The sequence below is a fragment of the Sphingorhabdus sp. EL138 genome (genome assembly GCF_945890115.1).
Taxonomy (GTDB): domain Bacteria; phylum Pseudomonadota; class Alphaproteobacteria; order Sphingomonadales; family Sphingomonadaceae; genus Sphingorhabdus_B.
In genome coordinates, this window is record NZ_CAMDCK010000020.1 from 1 (window position 1) to 16,926 (window position 16,926).

At 57.5% G+C, this 16,926-nt stretch carries 15 protein-coding genes; 8 read left to right on the top strand and 7 right to left on the bottom strand.

Annotation, left to right across the window (positions count from 1 at the left end; all coding sequences use genetic code 11):
- Positions 1–563 (bottom strand): nicotinate-nucleotide adenylyltransferase (locus Q0O07_RS09670; protein ID WP_295492973.1); only part of this gene is annotated, 563 nt, incomplete at its 3' end.
- Between the two features lie 14 nt (positions 564–577).
- Positions 578–1,810 carry a glutamate-5-semialdehyde dehydrogenase gene (locus Q0O07_RS09675; RefSeq protein ID WP_367271065.1) on the bottom strand — a complete coding sequence of 411 codons (1,233 nt, stop codon included), beginning with the start codon at positions 1,808–1,810 and terminating at the stop codon, positions 578–580.
- A 311-nt stretch (positions 1,811–2,121) separates the two neighbouring features.
- Between Q0O07_RS09675 and Q0O07_RS09680 the strand changes: the two genes are divergently transcribed.
- Positions 2,122–3,294, top strand: a complete 1,173-nt coding sequence (locus Q0O07_RS09680; protein ID WP_295492979.1) for a M23 family metallopeptidase — start codon at positions 2,122–2,124, stop codon at positions 3,292–3,294.
- Between the two features lie 7 nt (positions 3,295–3,301).
- Positions 3,302–3,715, top strand: a complete 414-nt coding sequence (locus Q0O07_RS09685) for a polymer-forming cytoskeletal protein (RefSeq protein ID WP_295492981.1) — start codon at positions 3,302–3,304, stop codon at positions 3,713–3,715.
- Positions 3,716–4,649: 934 nt separating this feature from the next.
- Here Q0O07_RS09685 and Q0O07_RS09690 read toward each other — a convergent pair.
- The 5 genes from Q0O07_RS09690 to tldD all read right to left on the bottom strand — a co-directional run bounded on the left by Q0O07_RS09690 (position 4,650) and on the right by tldD (position 9,440).
- Positions 4,650–6,080, bottom strand: a complete 1,431-nt coding sequence (locus tag Q0O07_RS09690) for an ammonium transporter (RefSeq protein WP_295492984.1) — start codon at positions 6,078–6,080, stop codon at positions 4,650–4,652.
- Between the two features lie 31 nt (positions 6,081–6,111).
- Complete coding sequence (locus tag Q0O07_RS09695) at positions 6,112–6,450, bottom strand: P-II family nitrogen regulator (RefSeq protein WP_295492985.1); 339 nt, start codon at positions 6,448–6,450, stop codon at positions 6,112–6,114.
- Between the two features lie 185 nt (positions 6,451–6,635).
- The gene (locus Q0O07_RS09700; protein ID WP_295492987.1) at positions 6,636–7,340 is read right to left on the bottom strand and encodes an endonuclease/exonuclease/phosphatase family protein; all 705 of its coding nucleotides are present in this window, start codon (positions 7,338–7,340) and stop codon (positions 6,636–6,638) included.
- 15 nt (positions 7,341–7,355) lie between these two features.
- Positions 7,356–7,916, bottom strand: coding sequence for a pyridoxamine 5'-phosphate oxidase family protein (locus Q0O07_RS09705; protein ID WP_295492990.1), 561 nt, complete (start codon positions 7,914–7,916; stop codon positions 7,356–7,358).
- Between the two features lie 96 nt (positions 7,917–8,012).
- Positions 8,013–9,440 (bottom strand): metalloprotease TldD, encoded by a 1,428-nt coding sequence (gene tldD / locus Q0O07_RS09710; RefSeq protein WP_295492993.1) that lies wholly within the window; start codon positions 9,438–9,440, stop codon positions 8,013–8,015.
- Between the two features lie 267 nt (positions 9,441–9,707).
- Between tldD and tgt the strand changes: the two genes are divergently transcribed.
- The 6 genes from tgt (at position 9,708) to xth (ending at position 16,868) form a co-directional block, all read left to right on the top strand.
- Positions 9,708–10,835: a tRNA guanosine(34) transglycosylase Tgt gene (gene tgt / locus Q0O07_RS09715; protein WP_295492996.1), complete on the top strand. Its 1,128-nt coding sequence runs from the start codon at positions 9,708–9,710 to the stop codon at positions 10,833–10,835.
- Positions 10,836–11,055: 220 nt separating this feature from the next.
- A complete protein-coding gene (gene glnE / locus Q0O07_RS09720; RefSeq protein ID WP_295493000.1) occupies positions 11,056–13,740 on the top strand; it encodes a bifunctional [glutamate--ammonia ligase]-adenylyl-L-tyrosine phosphorylase/[glutamate--ammonia-ligase] adenylyltransferase in 2,685 nt (894 codons plus the stop codon).
- A 14-nt stretch (positions 13,741–13,754) separates the two neighbouring features.
- Positions 13,755–14,213 carry a peroxiredoxin gene (locus Q0O07_RS09725; protein ID WP_295493003.1) on the top strand — a complete coding sequence of 153 codons (459 nt, stop codon included), beginning with the start codon at positions 13,755–13,757 and terminating at the stop codon, positions 14,211–14,213.
- A gap of 324 nt (positions 14,214–14,537) precedes the next feature.
- Positions 14,538–15,269 (top strand): M23 family metallopeptidase, encoded by a 732-nt coding sequence (locus Q0O07_RS09730; RefSeq protein WP_295493006.1) that lies wholly within the window; start codon positions 14,538–14,540, stop codon positions 15,267–15,269.
- A 132-nt stretch (positions 15,270–15,401) separates the two neighbouring features.
- Positions 15,402–15,728 (top strand): iron-sulfur cluster assembly accessory protein, encoded by a 327-nt coding sequence (locus tag Q0O07_RS09735; RefSeq protein WP_295493081.1) that lies wholly within the window; start codon positions 15,402–15,404, stop codon positions 15,726–15,728.
- A gap of 366 nt (positions 15,729–16,094) precedes the next feature.
- Positions 16,095–16,868, top strand: a complete 774-nt coding sequence (gene xth / locus Q0O07_RS09740) for an exodeoxyribonuclease III (RefSeq protein WP_295493009.1) — start codon at positions 16,095–16,097, stop codon at positions 16,866–16,868.
- Positions 16,869–16,926 lie beyond the last annotated feature (58 nt).

The following is a 16,926-nucleotide window of genomic DNA, read 5'->3' on the forward strand; positions in this document are numbered from 1 at the left end:
GGGTCAGCGCGCCGAAGAGCGGTGGCCGAACGCGGATCTGGACGAAAGCGCAAAAAGACAAGCGCTGGCGTACTCCATTTCGTCCAGTGATGACGCTGTTCCGGACGCCGGACAAACCGTCTGAACCAGGCCATTGCGGGACCCGCAACGACATGGGGCTTATAGCCGGGTCTGGCGATAACTGCAATCGGCATCAACCGCGCTATATCACGCCACCGCCGCCAATGGTGAAATTGCACCAAATTGTCTGCACCCATGATCCAGATGAACCGGGTTTTTGGGTAACGTGCCACCAGCTTTTGCAAGCTTTCGGCGGTGTAAACGGTGCCAAGGTCGCGTTCAATGGCGGTCACCTTAATCGGGGTGCGGCGCGCTTGCGCCTTGGCCGATGCCATGCGTGCGGGCAATGGGGCCATGTCGGATTTGGGCTTTAACGGGTTGCCCGGCGACACCATCCAATAATATGCATCAAGGCCAAGCGAATCCATCGCGAACAGGCTGATCGCGCGATGCCCTTTGTGCGCAGGGTTGAACGATCCACCCATGAGGCCAACAGTTTTCAAGGGCGCAACACTTTTCAAGGGCGAGTCTGGCCCTGCCCGCGCACGATCCATTTATAGGTTGTCAGCCCCTCCAACGCGACCGGGCCACGCGCATGCAGACGGCCCGTCGCGATGCCAATCTCTGCACCTAAACCAAATTCGCCGCCATCGGCAAATTGGGTGGAAGCATTGTGCATGACAATTGCGCTATCGACCTCTGCCAAAAAACGTGCGGCGGCGGCCGCATTCTGCGTGATGATCGCGTCAGTATGGTGCGACCCATGGCAGGCAATATGGGCCATGGCTTCATCCTGACCGGACACGACGCAGGCCGAAATGACCGAGTCGAGATATTCGGTATCCCAATCCTGCGCATCGGCAGAAACCGTCCGCGCATCCAGCTCCATCAGTACATCGTCCGCCCGCACTTCGCACCCTGCGTCCAGCAGCGCCGAGATCAACGCGGCAGGCGCAGGATAATCCTGATCAATCAACAGCGTTTCGGTAGCGCCGCAAATGCCCGTGCGCCGCATCTTGGCATTGACGACAATCGCTTGCGCCATTTCGGGGTCCGCGTCCTTATGCACATAGCTGTGGCAGATGCCGTCAAGATGCGCGAGCACCGGCACGCGGGCTTCGTCCTGAACGCGCGCCACAAGCGATTTGCCGCCACGCGGGATGATCATGTCAATCGCCCCTTGCGCGCGCAACATGTCGCCGACCACCGCGCGATCCTGCGTCGGGACAAGCTGAATGATATCGGCTGGCAAGCCCGCTTGTGTGACGCCTTTCACCATCGCGGCATGAATTGCGTGGTTGCTGTGCACCGCCTCGCTGCCCCCGCGCAGGATAACGGCATTACCCGACCGCAAACCCAAGGCCGCAGCATCGGCAGTAACATTAGGCCGGCTTTCGTAAATGATGCCCAATACGCCAACAGGCACACGGACGCGCTCCATCACTAGGCCATTGGGCCGTTCGCGGCGGTCGATGATTTGCCCCACCGGGTCTTCCAGCGTTGCGACCACTTCGACCGCAGACACCATGGACGCAACGCGCGCGGCATCTAGCGTCAGCCGGTCCAGCATCGCGGACGAAATCCCGGCTGCTACCGCAGCATCGACATCTTTGGCATTGGCCGCGAGGATATCCGCCATGGCTTCGCGCAAAGCCTGCGCAGCGCCCTTTAGCGCCGCCGCCTTCGCCGCGTCATCAACGCCTGCCAAATGCCGCGCCGCGATACGCGCCTTGGCCGTGAGAATGTTCATCAAAATGTTGCTGTCTGTCATTGCCTGATACTCGTAGAGAATTGGCTCCAAAAGGGAAAGCGATCGTCCCCATATCGGTTGTATCACCTATGGAACAAATGCGAATCGATCGTATATTATTAAATTTAACAAATTTTACCCCTGAAACTTGGACAATGAAGACAGATTCGGATATATTCCGAGTATCATTGGAAAGGGTTTTCCACAGCTCATCGCACGACTCAACCGACTCGTCACGAGTCGGCTTTCGGTGATTCGCCGCGCGCCATTTCCTCTGCTAGCCGCTTGGATCAATTATAATGGGGTGGACCGTGTCGCTAAAAATCAGATTATCCGGTTGGAAAGACCGGATGGCTGGATGGTTTATTGACCGTGAATTTTTCATGCGGGCCAATGGCCAAGTCCGGTTTTTGAAAATATCGGCGCGATTGCAACGCCGCACCGCCGTGACCTTGGCGTCCGTTATCGGTGTTTGGTTGTTGGTCACTTTTGACATGGCCATAAATCAACTGACCGTCTCCGCGCAGCGTCTTGCGCTGACCGAGCAAAAGGCAAAGATTGAATCCGCCGAAGAACGCGTGGCCAGCTATCGCGGCTCTATCGACGAAGTGACGAAGGATTTGGAGCGTCGGCAGGAAATGCTGGAAAGCTTGGGCGATCAATATCTGGGTGATTTACCGCAGGACGAAGCGCAAGCACCCGCCTCTGCCAACGCGCGTGAAGAAGATGAGACCGTGAAGACCATCAGCGCGATGATTCCCGAAGCCGCTGGCCTTGCCCGTCTTGAGGCGCGGCAAATTCGCTTCGCCGAAAAAATGACGAAGGTGGCGCGCGCCCGCACATCAAAGGCCGAGGCCGCCATTCGTCAATTCGGGCTCAACCCCGAAGTTTTGGCCCGCCAAGCGCGCAATGCGCAAGGTGGTCTGTTCGAACCATTTTCCGGCAAAGGGAAAGACGTACGCGACCCGCGTTTCTTAAATCTCGCTGCAGCGCTTGGCCGCATGGACGCGATGGAACGCGCCTTGGCCGCAATCCCCACCGCAATGCCCGCCGCGTCGATGATGATGTCGAGCGGCTTTGGCTATCGCACGGATCCATTCACGGGCAGCGGCGCGATGCATGCCGGGCTCGATTTTATGGGCCCTGTTGGCACCCCTATCCTTGCCGCAGCCGAGGGCAGGGTCGTGTTTGCTGGTTTCAATGGCGGCTATGGCAACGCGATTGAAATTAGACATGCCAATGGTCTTGTCACACGCTATGCACATTTGTCGGGCTTAAATGTCAGACGGGGTCAGATGGTTGAACGCGCCGTTCAAATCGGACGGATGGGCAGCACGGGTCGGTCGACTGGCAGCCATCTGCATTTTGAGGTGCGCTTAAACGGTCAGGCGATTAACCCGCGTAAATTTTTGGAGGCAAATCCAGATGTTCTCAAGGTCCAAACAGTCGCCGGACACCGCGCAGATTCTGCCGCAAAGGAATAACATAAGCATGCGCAACAATTCAGGTCATACATTCTCGATCATTGCATCCGACGTCGAAATCATCGGCAATGTGTCGGCGGGCGTTGACCTGCATATCGACGGCAAGGTGCAGGGTGACGTGACCTGCGCCAAGCTGGTGCAGGGCGAAGGCAGCATTATCACAGGCAAGGTCACGGCCGAATCAGCCAAGCTTTCGGGCCATGTCAAAGGTTCAATCGAAACAAATGAGCTCGTGGTCGAATCCTCTGCCCGTATCAAAGGCGACGTGATCTACGGCAACCTGACCATCGCACCTGGCGGACAAATTGAAGGCAAGTTCAGCCCTAAGTCCAGGGCCAAGCCAAGCATTGCAACCGCGCCGGTGGAAGTCGGCAGGGATAGTGATCCCCTTATCCTAACAACGGCGTCGAAGGTCGCGTAAACGGGGATGGCCCTGAGGTTCAAAGCGGGCGCGTAAGCAATAGAGGTGTCTCGTCTTCGCGCGACACGAACGGCTTTTATCCATGTGCATACCCTCTGCGTCCTCCGCGCCTCTGCGTGCAAAATAGACTCACGCAGAGGGGGAAGGTAAACAGTCCCCAACCTCGTCATCTTGGAGCCACCCACAACGTCACCCTGAACTTGTTTTGGCTAACCCCATAATTTCCAACACGCGCAATAATATTTCCTACAAAAGCGGCGCGCGCATCTCCGCGTAGAAAAAAGGGACGGCCGACGCGGAAGCGCTGGTGCTGCTTCCGGCTGATGGTGTTCGTTGATTAAGGCTCGTTTGTTCCATCAGTCTAATTCTAGGAGCCGCCTTTATCTTGGCTGGGCTGCTTTCCTTGGGATGAAGGTTCCTAAAGCCCCCAAGGTCGTCCATGACGAACGGGGCGGTTTCCCGCCACACCCAGCCTTTTGTGCGCTGTTCAGAGCTTGATGCAACAGGCCCTTTTAAAAGGCAGAAGCAAACACCCTATCGCGCCGGCCGTGCTAGCGCGTTTCCGCGCCAGCGTTCCCATCATCCCGACCCACGTTCTAGACCGCAGCCTGCATGACCCGAATCAGATAACCCATCTGGTTATTTGTAGGAAAGTGGTTTTTTGTGCGGCGGAGATTTTTGTGGCGGCACGCTGTCTTGTCTTCGTGCGACACAAACGGCACGATACCGGCCCACATCTGTTCGCACCGCATAAAAAGGCCCGGACCATCGCGGGTCCGGGCCATGAGTTGGATGTTCGCGGGAGGAACATCGGGAGGCGGCGGGGCGTAAATGGAGAGGAGAGAACGCCCCGCCGCCAAGCTTTGAAACATTTTATGTCGGTCGTGCGGACGAAGGGAAAAATCGGTTCCCACTTTTCCTGCTGCACGCCCGATTAATAATTATACGCGCGCTCCCCATGCTCGGTGAGGTCGAGGCCTTCCCGCTCGGCGTCTTCGGTTGGACGAAGGCCAATGATCTTGTCGAGGATGAAGAAGAGGATCGCCGAACCGATACCCGACCAGAGCAGCGTCAGGACGACCGCTTTAATCTGGGTGACCATCTGGCCAGCCATGTCATATTCACCAGCAACAGCCGGGAAGACAGTGTAATCGAGCCAGCCCTGACCGCCAAGTGCCGGGTCGGCAACGATGGCAGTGGCGATGGCGCCGACAATCCCGCCGACGCAGTGCACGCCGAACACATCGAGCGTATCGTCATATTTCAGCTTGTTCTTCACATAAGCGACGAAGATATAGCAGATACCAGAAGCGGCAAAGCCAAGCAGGATCGATGTCATGGGCGATGCAAATCCGCTTGCCGGCGTAATCGCAACAAGGCCGGCAACAGCACCCGTAACCGCACCCAGCAATGATGGTTTGCCATGGTGGAACTGTTCAATCAGGCACCATGCAACGGCGGCAGCCGCAGTCGCAACAAAGGTGTTAAGGAACGCAAGAGCGGCAAGGCCGTTCGCTTCAAGATTGGATCCGGCGTTAAAGCCAAACCAGCCCACCCACAGAAGCGAGGCACCGATCATCGTCATGGTCAGCGAGTGTGGCGGCGTGGCTTCCTTGCCGTAACCAACGCGCTTGCCGATCATGATGCAGCCAACGAGGCCCGCAATGCCGGCGTTGATGTGCACCACCGTGCCGCCAGCGAAGTCGAGTGCCCCCATGCCCCATAGATAGCCGGTGTCAGTCGGGGCATCGACGAGGAAGTCTGGACCAGCCCAGTACCAAACCATATGCGCGATCGGGAAATAGACGATTGTCAGCCAGGCCACCACAAAGAGCATTAACGGCGTGAACTTGATCCGCTCCGCAAATGCCCCGACGATCAGCGCCGGGGTGATGCAGGCAAAGGTCATCTGGAACGCAACAAAAGCATATTCCGGAATATAGACATTGTTCGAGAAGGTCGCCGCAACTGTGGTTGCATCAACGCCTTGCAGAAACAATTTGGAGAAGCCGCCGATAAACGGCGTACCGCTGGTAAAAGCGAGCGAATAGCCCCAGCTAACCCAGACGAGGGCCGCGATCGACACGATCATGAATACCTGCATCAACAGGCTGAGCATATTCTTTGTGCGGACAAGGCCGCCATAGAACAAAGCAAGTGCCGGGACCGACATCAGCAATACCAAGGCGGAGCTGATGAGCATCCACGTCGTATCACCTTTGTCGACCATGCCAGCCATTTGTTCAGCCGTTGGTGCCTTGATCGGCCCGTCGGCTGCTTTCTCCACAGCCTCCTGCGCGAAGGCGGGCAAGGCAGCGAACATTGTCGTCCCTACCGCGCCTAAAAATTTCAGTGTCTTTGACATTATCTTGTTCCCCTAGCTTGATGTGATCGCGTCAAAGCGCGGTTTCGTTGGTGTCACCGGTGCGGATGCGTAACGCACCAGCGAGCTCAAATTCGAAAATTTTGCCATCGCCAATCGCTCCGGTCTCGGCGGCATGCTGAATGGCCTCAATGACCGCAGGGGCTTGATCGGATGCACATGCAACCTCGATTTTGACCTTAGGTACCATGTTGGTTGCATATTCGGCACCACGGTAGATTTCGGTCTGCCCCTTTTGCCGGCCAAAGCCTTTGACCTCAGTCACAGTCATGCCCGACACGCCCAAAGCTGTCAGCGCCTCGCGCACCGGATCCAGCTTGTGCGGTTTAATAATGGCAATAATATATTTCATGCAGACCCCCCAATGGTTTTTCAGTGCAATGGTTGTGCAGTGCAATATGCAAACGCCGTGCCAGAATGCAGAAAGCAGGCAAAAGCAGAGGTATCCGGATATTGGGGGCATGATGTCGCGCGACATGGCGGCAACATATGCCTATTATTTAATCAGTCATTTTTAACTGCCTAATGTTTAGGCAATTACCCAATCTGTAGGCTTGCCCATAAGGGCAGATGGTCCGACGCTTGCTTCGACAAAGCCGAAATATGGCAATCGGCGGCGCGCACCGTCACCTCATGGCTGACGATGATGCGGTCAAGCCGGGCAACGGGGCGCGCGGTATGAAAGCTTTTGGGCGTTTGCACCAACCGGTGATGGTGAAAGGCAAGCTCGCGCAGCGCGCCTTTGTCCGACCATTGGTTAAAGTCACCCATCATGATCGTAGGCATAAATCGGGGGCTGGCATCAACGGCAGCGAGCAAGGCGCGGATCTGCTTGCGCCGCCATAGCCCCGACAGATCGAGATGGACGCCAATCACGCGCAAGCTATGCCCGTTGACAGACAGCTCCGCCATCACCGCGCCGCGCGGTTCAAGCGTGGGCATGTCAATCGGTTGGGCATGGCGGACCTCAATGCCCTTGCGCACCAAAATCGCATTTCCGTGCCAACCAATGGCGGCGGGGCGAAAGTTCAACGGCACGGGTATATAAGGCGAATCCGCCTCCAGCATCGCCAAGGGAATCGCGCTCACCCGCGCGCCAAAGCGGCGGTCCACCTCTTGCAACGCAACAATATCGGCGTCGATTTCATTAAGCACGGACAGTATGCGCGCCGGATCGCGGCGTCGATCAAGCCCCACCGCCTTGCGAATATTATAGGTCGCAACCTTAAGTGCGTGGCTCATGAAGATGTCACGCCGTTAATTCGCGGGGCCAAAGAACCGATCAGTGGCACGCGTCGGCAGACCATCAATGCTTTGTGTTCTGGCCTTTGTCTTTTCGACCCATGTCGCAGGATCGGCCTGCGCATGATATTTGGTGAGCGTGTCGCGTTCACGTTCCAGCGTCATAAACGGCACGCCCCAGCCACAGCTGCCCTGAACACTTTCGACATCAATCAGGAAAATCTGACGCGTGCCGGGCAGAATCGTGAAATGCGCGGCAAGTGCTTCCCATTCGGCATCCTGCGGCAAAACCGGCCTGCCCTTGCCATAAATCCGCAAGATCAACGCCGGCCGGTCAAAGTCACAAAACATGATCGTGATGCGCCCATCGGCAGCCAGATGGGCATGGGTTTCATTGCCTGACCCGCCCAAGTCCAGATAGGCAACGCATGAGGGCGAAAGCACCCGAAACGAATCATACCCCTTTGGCGACAGGTTAATCCGGCCATCGGCGGCGGCAGTGGCGACGAAGAACACCGGCTGCTTGCCGATCATCTCAATCTGCTTGTCTGTGAGCGTATCTGTAAAGTCAGCCATGCACAGGTTCTGACGGATTAGCGGCGTGAGCGCAACCTAACAGCGTCTGACTTTATTTGGCTCTGTTCGGCGAAGCGATGTCGTGACCGGTGGTTGTTACCCCGCCGTCCCGCCCACTGTAAGCGCGCTCACTAAAGTCGTGGGTTGCCCGACGCCTGCAGGCACGCTTTGCCCCGCCTTGCCGCAGACGCCAACGCCTTCATCCAGCGCCATGTCATTGCCAAGACCGATGATCTTGTTGAGCGCGGTTGGGCCATCGCCAATCAGGGTCGCGCCCTTGATCGGGTCGCCCAGCTTGCCGTTCTTGACCAAATAAGCTTCGGTGCAGCTAAACACGAATTTGCCCGACACGATGTCGACTTGGCCGCCGCCAAAGCTTTTGGCGAAAATGCCGTTTTTGACGCGGCTCAAAAGTTCAGCAGGGTCGTCGTTGCCGCTGCGCATGAAGGTGTTGGTCATGCGCGGCATCGGTGCATGAGCAAAGCTTTCGCGGCGGCCATTGCCGGTGGGCTCCACACCCATCAGGCGCGCGTTCATGCGGTCCTGCATATAGGCGCGCAATATGCCATCTTCGATCAGGACATTTTCCTGAGTCGGCGTGCCTTCATCATCAATAGACAGCGACCCACGGCGGTTCTGCATCGTGCCATCATCGACCACAGTGACGCCGGGCGCAGCAACGCGCTGCCCAATCTTGCCGGAAAAGGCGCTGCTGCCCTTGCGGTTGAAATCGCCTTCCAAGCCATGGCCGACTGCCTCATGCAACAACACGCCGGGCCAGCCGGGACCAAGCAACACGGTCATTTCGCCGGCGGGCGCAGCGACCGAGCGCAAATTGGTCAGCGCCTGCGCCAGTGCGACGTCAATCGCATGTTCCCATTCATGCTCTTCAAATAATTTGTCATATAGATAGCGCCCGCCAAACCCATAGCTTCCGGTTTCGCGGCGTTCACCATCTTGCGCGACGATCGCGACATTGAGACGCACCAAAGGCCGAACATCGGTGGCGACAAAACCATCGGCGCGGACGATTTCAACCACGCTCCAGCTACCCGACAGGCTGACGCTGACTTGGGCAACGCGCGGGTCACGGGCGCGGGCGGCGGCGTCGATTTGCTGACACAAAGCAACCTTTTGCGCAAAGGGCACCAGCTCCAACGGGTTGCCATCGGTGTATAAATGCCGGTTGTTCTGGCGTGGCGGTGGCGCGGGTTGATCCTTGGCTGGATCGAGCAGCTTCAGCGTTTCACCCGCGCGGCGAATCGCGGCCTCGCTCATGTCATTGGCATGGCTGAACCCCGTCATCTCACCCGAAACGCCGCGCAGGCCAAAGCCTGAACCTGTCGAATAATCGGCCATTTTCAGGCGGCCATCGTCAAAGCCAAAGCTCTCGGTCGCGCTATATTGCAAATATAACTCGCCATCATCGCACGCCTTCAGCGCGTCCCGCGTAATACGCTGCGCTGCGTCAGGGTCGAGCAGGCCGGGTTGATAGAGATAAGAGCGTGGGTCTGTATAAGTCATTTTGCGTATATGGGACGGCGCGGCGGCGGTTGAAAGGATAATTTGTATATTCCTCCCCATCGACTTGCGATGGGGAGGTGGCAGTCGAAGCGTTGAGCTTCGAATGACGGAGGGGCCTCTTACCGTTGAAAGCCCCTCGGTCACGCTTTCACTGCGTTCCAGCGCGCCACCTCCCCATCGACTTGCGATGGGGAGGATTATACGTCTTCCGCTCCTCCAAACGCAAAGTTGGTTTTCTCCAACGCAATACCCCCCTAGAGCCTCCTTATGACCACGCGAGTCCAGTTTTCGATTTCCGCCACCGATGGCAAGGCCCGGACAGGCAGCATTCAAATGCTGCGCGGCGAAATTCGCACGCCTGCCTTCATGCCCGTGGGCACGGCTGCGACCGTCAAGGCGATGCGCCCTGCCGAAGTGCGGGCGACGGGTGCGGACATCATATTGGGCAATACCTATCATCTGATGCTGCGTCCCGGCGCGGAGCGGGTGGCCCGATTGGGCGGCTTGCATCAATTTTCGGGCTGGGACCGACCGATATTGACCGACAGTGGTGGCTATCAGGTAATGAGCCTGTCGGCCTTGCGCAAAATTACAGAAGAAGGTGTCTCGTTCCAAAGCCATTTGGACGGGTCGAAACATATGCTGTCGCCCGAACGCTCAATGGAAATCCAGCGTCTATTGGGTTCCGACATTGTTATGGCGTTTGACGAATGCCCCGCCAATGGCGTGAGCCGCGACGAGGCGATAAAGTCGATGGAGCTGTCGATGCGTTGGGCCAAGCGTTCCCGCGACGGGTTTGACAGCGGCGGCGAACATGCCGCCCGCGCGGCTTTGTTTGGCATTCAACAAGGGTCGTTGGACGAAGAATTGCGCAAGCGGTCTGCCGATGCGCTAATCGACATTGGTTTTGACGGCTATGCCGTGGGCGGCCTTGCCGTTGGTGAAGGGCAAGAGGCGATGTTTGGCTGCCTTGATTATGCGCCTGACCAATTGCCCGCCGACCGGCCACGCTATTTAATGGGCGTTGGCAAGCCCGATGACTTGGTCGGCGCGGTGGAGCGCGGGATAGACATGTTCGATTGCGTTTTGCCGACACGGTCGGGCCGCAACGGCCAAGCCTTTACCCATCACGGCCCCATCAACATCCGCAATGCCAAATTTGCCGAAGACCAAGGGCCAATTGACGACCAATGCACATGTCCAGTGTGCGCAACATGGACGCGCGCTTATGTCCATCATTTAATCCGTTCGGGCGAGATATTGGGCGCGATGCTGATGACGCAGCACAATTTGCATTATTACCAGATGCTGATGGCCGACATGCGCGCCGCGATTGCGCAAGGGCGCTTTGCAGGCTTTGCGCAAGATTTCCGGCGGGATTATTTGGGGCGGTGAGCTTATGTGACCTGCATTGTCATTCCCGCGAAAGCGGGGGCAGCGGACTGCCGAAAAACAATCTGTGGCTTTGCCACACCAAGCCTCGTCATTCCCGCATAGGCGGGAATCCAACTCCTAACCTTTACATTCTAAAGCTCCGTCCGCAGAAACCGCCAACTCGGGAGTTGGATTCCCGCCTGCGCGGGAATGACGAAAGCTATTTAGTGGAGGTTCGGTTATGAGCAACGTGGAAGACGCCATCGCCCGTGTGCAAGCCAACAGCCCGTTTCTGTCTGGCCTGATCGACCGCAACGCTGACCTTATGCCGATGATCGAGGCGGGCGACTTCGACGCGGCGCTTGCCCGCGCCCTTGCCCGCAGCGCAGGGTCGGTCGGCACGGCATTGCGCAAGCAGCGGCAAGGCGTTGCTTTGGTTACCGCTATTGCCGACCTATCGGGCATCTGGGACCTCACCCGCGTCACGCACATCCTCTCCGACTTTGCGGACCATGCCTTAGATCAAGCCATTGCCGCCGCCATTGAGGAACGCGTGCCGGGTGCACCCAACCAAGGCTTTGCCGTCATCGCTTTGGGCAAGCATGGCGGGCGGGAGTTGAATTATTCGTCGGATATTGACCCGATATTCCTGTTCGATCCCAAGACGCTGCCCCACCGCGAGCGCGATGATGTGGCCGAAGCGGCGGTGCGTTATGGTAGGCGCGTCATTGAAATGCTCTCCGCACTTGACGGGGATGGCTATGTCTTTCGCGTCGACATGCGGTTGCGGCCATCGCCGGAGGTCAGCCCCATCGTTCTGCCAGTGGAGGCAGCTATCGGCTATTATGAATCGTCCGCTTTGGCGTGGGAGCAAGCGGCGTTCATCCGATCACGGGTGAGTTCCGGCGACCGCGCGCTGGGCGAGTATTTCCTGAATGCCATTCAGCCGTTCATCTGGCGCAAATCGCTCGATTTTGGGCAGTTGAAGAATATCACCGCGATGACCGCCCAAATCCGGGACCATTATGCCAAGGGGCAGACAATGGGGCTGGGGTTCGACCTGAAGCGTGGCCATGGCGGCATTCGCGAGTGCGAATTCTTCGCCCAAGCGCATCAGCTTATCCACGGCGGCCGCGACCCTTTGTTGCGCGTCGCCGACACACGCGCCGCCTTAACAGCGCTGGCGGCGGCTGGACCGATCAGCGCGCAAGAGGCGGAGACCTTGTCCTCGGCTTATACGCAGTTGCGGATGTTCGAACATCGCTTGCAAATGCACAGTGACCGGCAAACGCATGAGATACCCGCCAATCGCGACACCGCCGATGCTGTCGCGCGATTACATGGCCTTCATGATGCCGACGCATTGATTGCGGCGATTGCACCGATCACGGCTTTGGTTGCCGCCATCTATGACCGCATGGTCGATGCAGGGGGCAGTGATGGGCCGCGTTTGGCGGACGAAGGTCTCCCGCTAGAGGAACAGCTCACCGATCTCGGTTATGCTAACCCTGCTGCGGTGATGCAGCGATTGGCCCGCTGGCGCAGCGGCAAAATCCGCGCGATCCGCAGCCCATCGGCGCGTGATGCATTTGAGGCGGTGTTGCCCGCGATCATGGCGGCGCTTGCGCAAGCACCCGATTCGGACCGCGCCATCGCCCGTTTCGACAATATGATTGAGGGGATGCCCAGCGCGATCAACGTCTTCCGCTTGCTGGAAGCGCGTCCCGGCCTTGTGCAACTGGTTGCAGATATCTTGAGCTACGCGCCGACTTTGGCCGACGATTTGGGCCGGCAAAGCCGATATTTGGATGCGTTGATCGATACCAGCGCCATGCATTTGCCCGGCGACGTGTCGGCATTGCAGGACGCGATGCAGCGCCGGATTGGCAATGCTGATTATCAATCCACCCTCGACATTGTGCGCGATTATGTGGGCGAAAAACGCTTTGCGCTGGGCGTGCAGTTGATTGAGGGGCGCAGCGACGCGCTGGCGATTGCGCAAGCTTATGCGCATTTGGCAGAGGCGTCATTGGAGACGCTGACGACGGCAACGGTAAATGAATTTGAAAAGGCACATGGCAAGATTGTGGGCGGCGAGCTGATCATTCTCGCGCTCGGCAGGCTTGGGGGTGAGGCGTTGACCCACGCATCGGACTTGGACATCATCCTGCTGTTCACGGGCGACCATCTGGCGGAGTCCGATGGACCGCGCGCGTTGGGCGCGACGCAATATTTTAACCGGCTGGCGCAACGGGTGATTGCCGCGATGTCCGTGGCGACGGCCTCGGGCGCTTTATATGAGATTGACACACGCCTTCGGCCATCGGGTGCCGATGGGCTGTTGTGCGCGTCGGTTAAAAGCTTCGACCAATATCAACGGGAAAATGCATGGACCTGGGAGCATATGGCGCTCACCCGGGCGCGCGTGCTTTTTGGATCCGCAGGCGCGCGCGGCCAAGTCGCCGAAATCATCCGCGATGTTTTGCATACGCAACGCGACGGCGATAAGCTGCGCCACGATATTGCGAAGATGCGCAAGGATATGGCCGCGCATAAACCCCCAAAGGGGGTATTGGATGTAAAGCTGCTGCCCGGCGGATTGGTGGATATGGAGTTCATCATTCACGCGCTGCAGTTGGAAACACATGACGGCATGCAGCCGCAGCTTGGCCCGGCGATTGACGCGTTGGCGGCGGCGGGGCACTTACAAGCTGACTTTGCCAAGGCATTTGCCTTGATGGCGCGGTTGTTGGTCATGGTGCGCCTGATCGCGCCCGATTGCGCTGCCCCGCCCGAAGCGGCGCAATATTTGATTGCGCACAGCTTAGGCTTTGACGATTGGGATGGGTTAACACGCGCGCTTAGGGATTATCGCGGGGTTGTCATAAGCCAATGGCACAGCCTATTTGGACCCCGCGATTTTTGAAAAGGAATAAGAAGATGACCGATATCAACGACACGCTGCCCCACGTGACCGTCGCGGATAGCGCAGGCAATCCAGTCAATCTGGCGGCGCTTCCCGGCCCGTTTGTGCTGTATTTCTACCCCAAAGCCGACACGCCCGGCTGCACCAATGAGGCGAAGGATTTTACCGAATTAGCAGCCGAATTTGCAGCGCTAAATTGCCCCGTTTACGGCATGTCGAAGGACAAGCCCGCCAAGCTCGCCAAATTTGCAGCGAAATATGAACTGGACGTCCATTTGCTATCGGACGAAGCCAGCGATGCCACCGAACAAATGGGCGCTTGGGTCGAAAAATCCATGTATGGCAAACTTTATATGGGCATTGACCGGTCGACCTATCTGATCGGCAAGGACGGCAAAGTGGCGCAGGTCTGGCGCAAGGTGAAGGTTAAGGACCATGCGGCAGAAGTGTTGGCGGCGGCAAAGGCGTTATAGGCGTCTGCCGTTGAAAGGCACCGCGAACATGCGGCGGGCATAAGCCGAATCTCTTTCATCATGTGCAGTGCAGCCGGAACAAAGCCGCGCTGGCCGCGTTAAAAACATCGGTAAACCGTCATTTTGCCAGCCGCCACAGCCTTGATTCAACGACTCAACGTGTTTGAGCGGCGGCTTATCCCGCGATTATTGCACAGATGTTGCAATCGTTTGAGCCATCGGACACCAGCCTTGTCATGAGAAGTGGGCAGATCATCTGCCTTGGTCCAATTTCGGGGCTGCGCCAAAATCGGTGCGGGTCGCAACAACAAGGTAACGAGACACATGGTATCCAGCGCTTTGGCTTCGTGCCAATCCCTGATCCTGAAAGCTGCCTCCGCGATTGGCATCTTGGTCGCTGTTGCAGCCGGAACGCCTGCTATGGCAAATTCGTCCGCCGCGTCCTCTGACACTTTCCGTATTTCACCCGAAGATTTGAAGGCCAACCAAACCGCTCTTGGCGTTTCGGACCCTGAATTTCGGGCATTGAACGATAATTGGGGCCGCATCAACGGCACCGTTCATAAAATTGAGGTTGCCGTTCCTTCGATCAACCCTGTTGAGACTATGAAATTCTCCAGTGGTTACGGATATCGCAATGCACCCACACGTGGCGCAAGCCGCAACCACAAGGGCATTGATATTCCCGGTCCTGTGGGCACGCCTATTTTTGCAACTGCGGACGGCACCATTGGCCGCGCCGAATGGGTTGGGGGCTATGGCAAATTTGTTGAAGTCAACCATGGCAACGCGGTGCAAACCCGTTACGGCCATCTGTCGGCGATGAACGTGACGCCCGGCCAACGCATCCGCAAGGGCGATATTGTTGGCTATATGGGCTCAACTGGCCGCTCGACTGGAAGCCATCTGCATTATGAAGTGCGCATCGCTGGTGAGGCGATCAATCCGATTGCTTTCTTGGCCCCGCAGCAATCAGACCCGAGCGGCGCAAAATTCTTGCTTGCCGCGAAAACTGCTGATAGCAAAGCCATTGGCGGACCTGCTGAAGGCGAGTAAGCGGACAGGCTAACGCATCACCTTTGGGAGAGGGTGTAATCTTGGGGGCTGGCATCGGAAACTTTGCCGCCCCTTTTCTTTATGTGTGGCATCGCCTACATGACATGTATGACCGACACTGAAGTCATTTCCATGACCCCCATCTCCATGACACCAAACGCCGCGCGCCGCGTGGCCGAAATCGCGATCAAATTGGGCAAAGAGCCCGTGCTGCGCCTGTCCGTGGAAGGCGGCGGTTGTTCGGGCTTTCAATATCGCTTTGGCTTGGCCGAATCGATTGAGGCCGACGACATTAGGGCGCAGGGCGACGGCGCTTCGCTGGTTGTGGACCCCATAAGCCTTGATCTCGTACGCGGATCAGCGGTGGACTTCGTTGAATCGCTTGGCGGCAAAAGCTTCAAGGTGACAAACCCGCAAGCCCAAGCCGGTTGCGGCTGTGGATCCAGCTTTTCGGTTTAATCGAGTCTTCTTATCTTCGTGTCTTCGTGCGAACCTTCAAAGTTGTTTGGTTCGCACAAAGACACCAAGAGGCGATTCAGTGCGACAGCGGTTCACCGACTCGTCACCCTGAACTCATTTCAGGGTCCATTTCGCCCTTCAAGCTAGGCCTTTGCGGCTCGATGGATGCTGAACCAAGTTGTGCGCTGCACGCCTTCGGCTCCAGCATGACGGCTTTAATGGGATATTGGTATCTTCGTGTCTTCGTGCGCACCAGAAACCCTTGATAGTTCGCACGAAGACATGAAGGCATAAAGAAGCCAGCCACGCACAGCAGCAGCCCGAAAAACAGGTTCGTTATTCGCGTTTTCCAGCTAAAGCCAAACCATGCGTATTGCGACTTACAATATTAACGGCGTCAAGGCGCGCCTGCCCCGATTGCTCGAATGGCTGGAGGAAACACAGCCCGACATTGCCTGTTTGCAAGAGGTGAAGTCGCAGGATGAGGGCTTTCCCGTCGCGGACTTTGAACGCGCTGGCTATGGCGCGATCTGGCATGGGCAGAAATCGTTCAACGGCGTCGCCATCCTTGCGAAGGGTGCGCAGCCGATTGAGGCGCAGCGCACTTTGCCCGGCGATCCGTCGGACGAACATGCGCGTTATTTGGAGGCCGATATTTTCGGTATCCGCGTCGCGAGTATCTACCTGCCCAATGGTAACCCGCAACCCGGCCCCAAATTTGATTATAAGCTGGCGTGGATGCAACGGCTCTATGCCCGCGCGGCAGAACTGCTGGCGGCCGAAATCCCTGCGGTGTTAGCAGGCGACTATAATGTTATCCCCCATGCCCATGATATTTGGGCCCCGGCGGCGATGTTGGATGACGCGCTGCGTCAGCCCGAAAGCATCGCTGCCTATCGCGCGCTGCTGGGTCAGGGCTGGACCGACGCGCTCGCCACGCATTATCCGCAAGGCGGGGTGTGGACCTTTTGGGATTTTCAAGCCGGTGCATGGCAACGCGACCATGGCTTTCGCATCGACCATCTGTTGTTAAGCCCGGTCGTCGCCGATCGCTTAACCAGCTGCGGCGTCGACAAGGAACATAGGGGCCGCGAAAAAGCCAGCGACCATGCGCCGACTTGGGTTGAGCTGGCGGACTAAAACAATCATTGTAGCACTCGCTACATTTTGTTATGAAAATGCTCCAGTTTCAGGAGCC

Bases quoted from the DNA above. Each gene is read 5' to 3' on its own strand.
- Q0O07_RS09675 (WP_367271065.1), bottom strand. From the start codon at position 1,810: ATGAACATTCTCACGGCCAAGGCGCGTATCGCGGCGCGGCATTTGGCA.
- Q0O07_RS09685 (WP_295492981.1), top strand. From the start codon at position 3,302: ATGCGCAACAATTCAGGTCATACATTCTCGATCATTGCATCCGACGTC.
- Q0O07_RS09690 (WP_295492984.1), bottom strand. From the start codon at position 6,080: ATGTCAAAGACACTGAAATTTTTAGGCGCGGTAGGGACGACAATGTTC.
- Q0O07_RS09695 (WP_295492985.1), bottom strand. From the start codon at position 6,450: ATGAAATATATTATTGCCATTATTAAACCGCACAAGCTGGATCCGGTG.
- Q0O07_RS09700 (WP_295492987.1), bottom strand. From the start codon at position 7,340: ATGAGCCACGCACTTAAGGTTGCGACCTATAATATTCGCAAGGCGGTG.
- Q0O07_RS09705 (WP_295492990.1), bottom strand. From the start codon at position 7,916: ATGGCTGACTTTACAGATACGCTCACAGACAAGCAGATTGAGATGATC.
- tldD (WP_295492993.1), bottom strand. From the start codon at position 9,440: ATGACTTATACAGACCCACGCTCTTATCTCTATCAACCCGGCCTGCTC.
- tgt (WP_295492996.1), top strand. From the start codon at position 9,708: ATGACCACGCGAGTCCAGTTTTCGATTTCCGCCACCGATGGCAAGGCC.
- glnE (WP_295493000.1), top strand. From the start codon at position 11,056: ATGAGCAACGTGGAAGACGCCATCGCCCGTGTGCAAGCCAACAGCCCG.
- Q0O07_RS09725 (WP_295493003.1), top strand. From the start codon at position 13,755: ATGACCGATATCAACGACACGCTGCCCCACGTGACCGTCGCGGATAGC.
- Q0O07_RS09730 (WP_295493006.1), top strand. From the start codon at position 14,538: ATGGTATCCAGCGCTTTGGCTTCGTGCCAATCCCTGATCCTGAAAGCT.
- Q0O07_RS09735 (WP_295493081.1), top strand. From the start codon at position 15,402: ATGACCCCCATCTCCATGACACCAAACGCCGCGCGCCGCGTGGCCGAA.
- xth (WP_295493009.1), top strand. From the start codon at position 16,095: ATGCGTATTGCGACTTACAATATTAACGGCGTCAAGGCGCGCCTGCCC.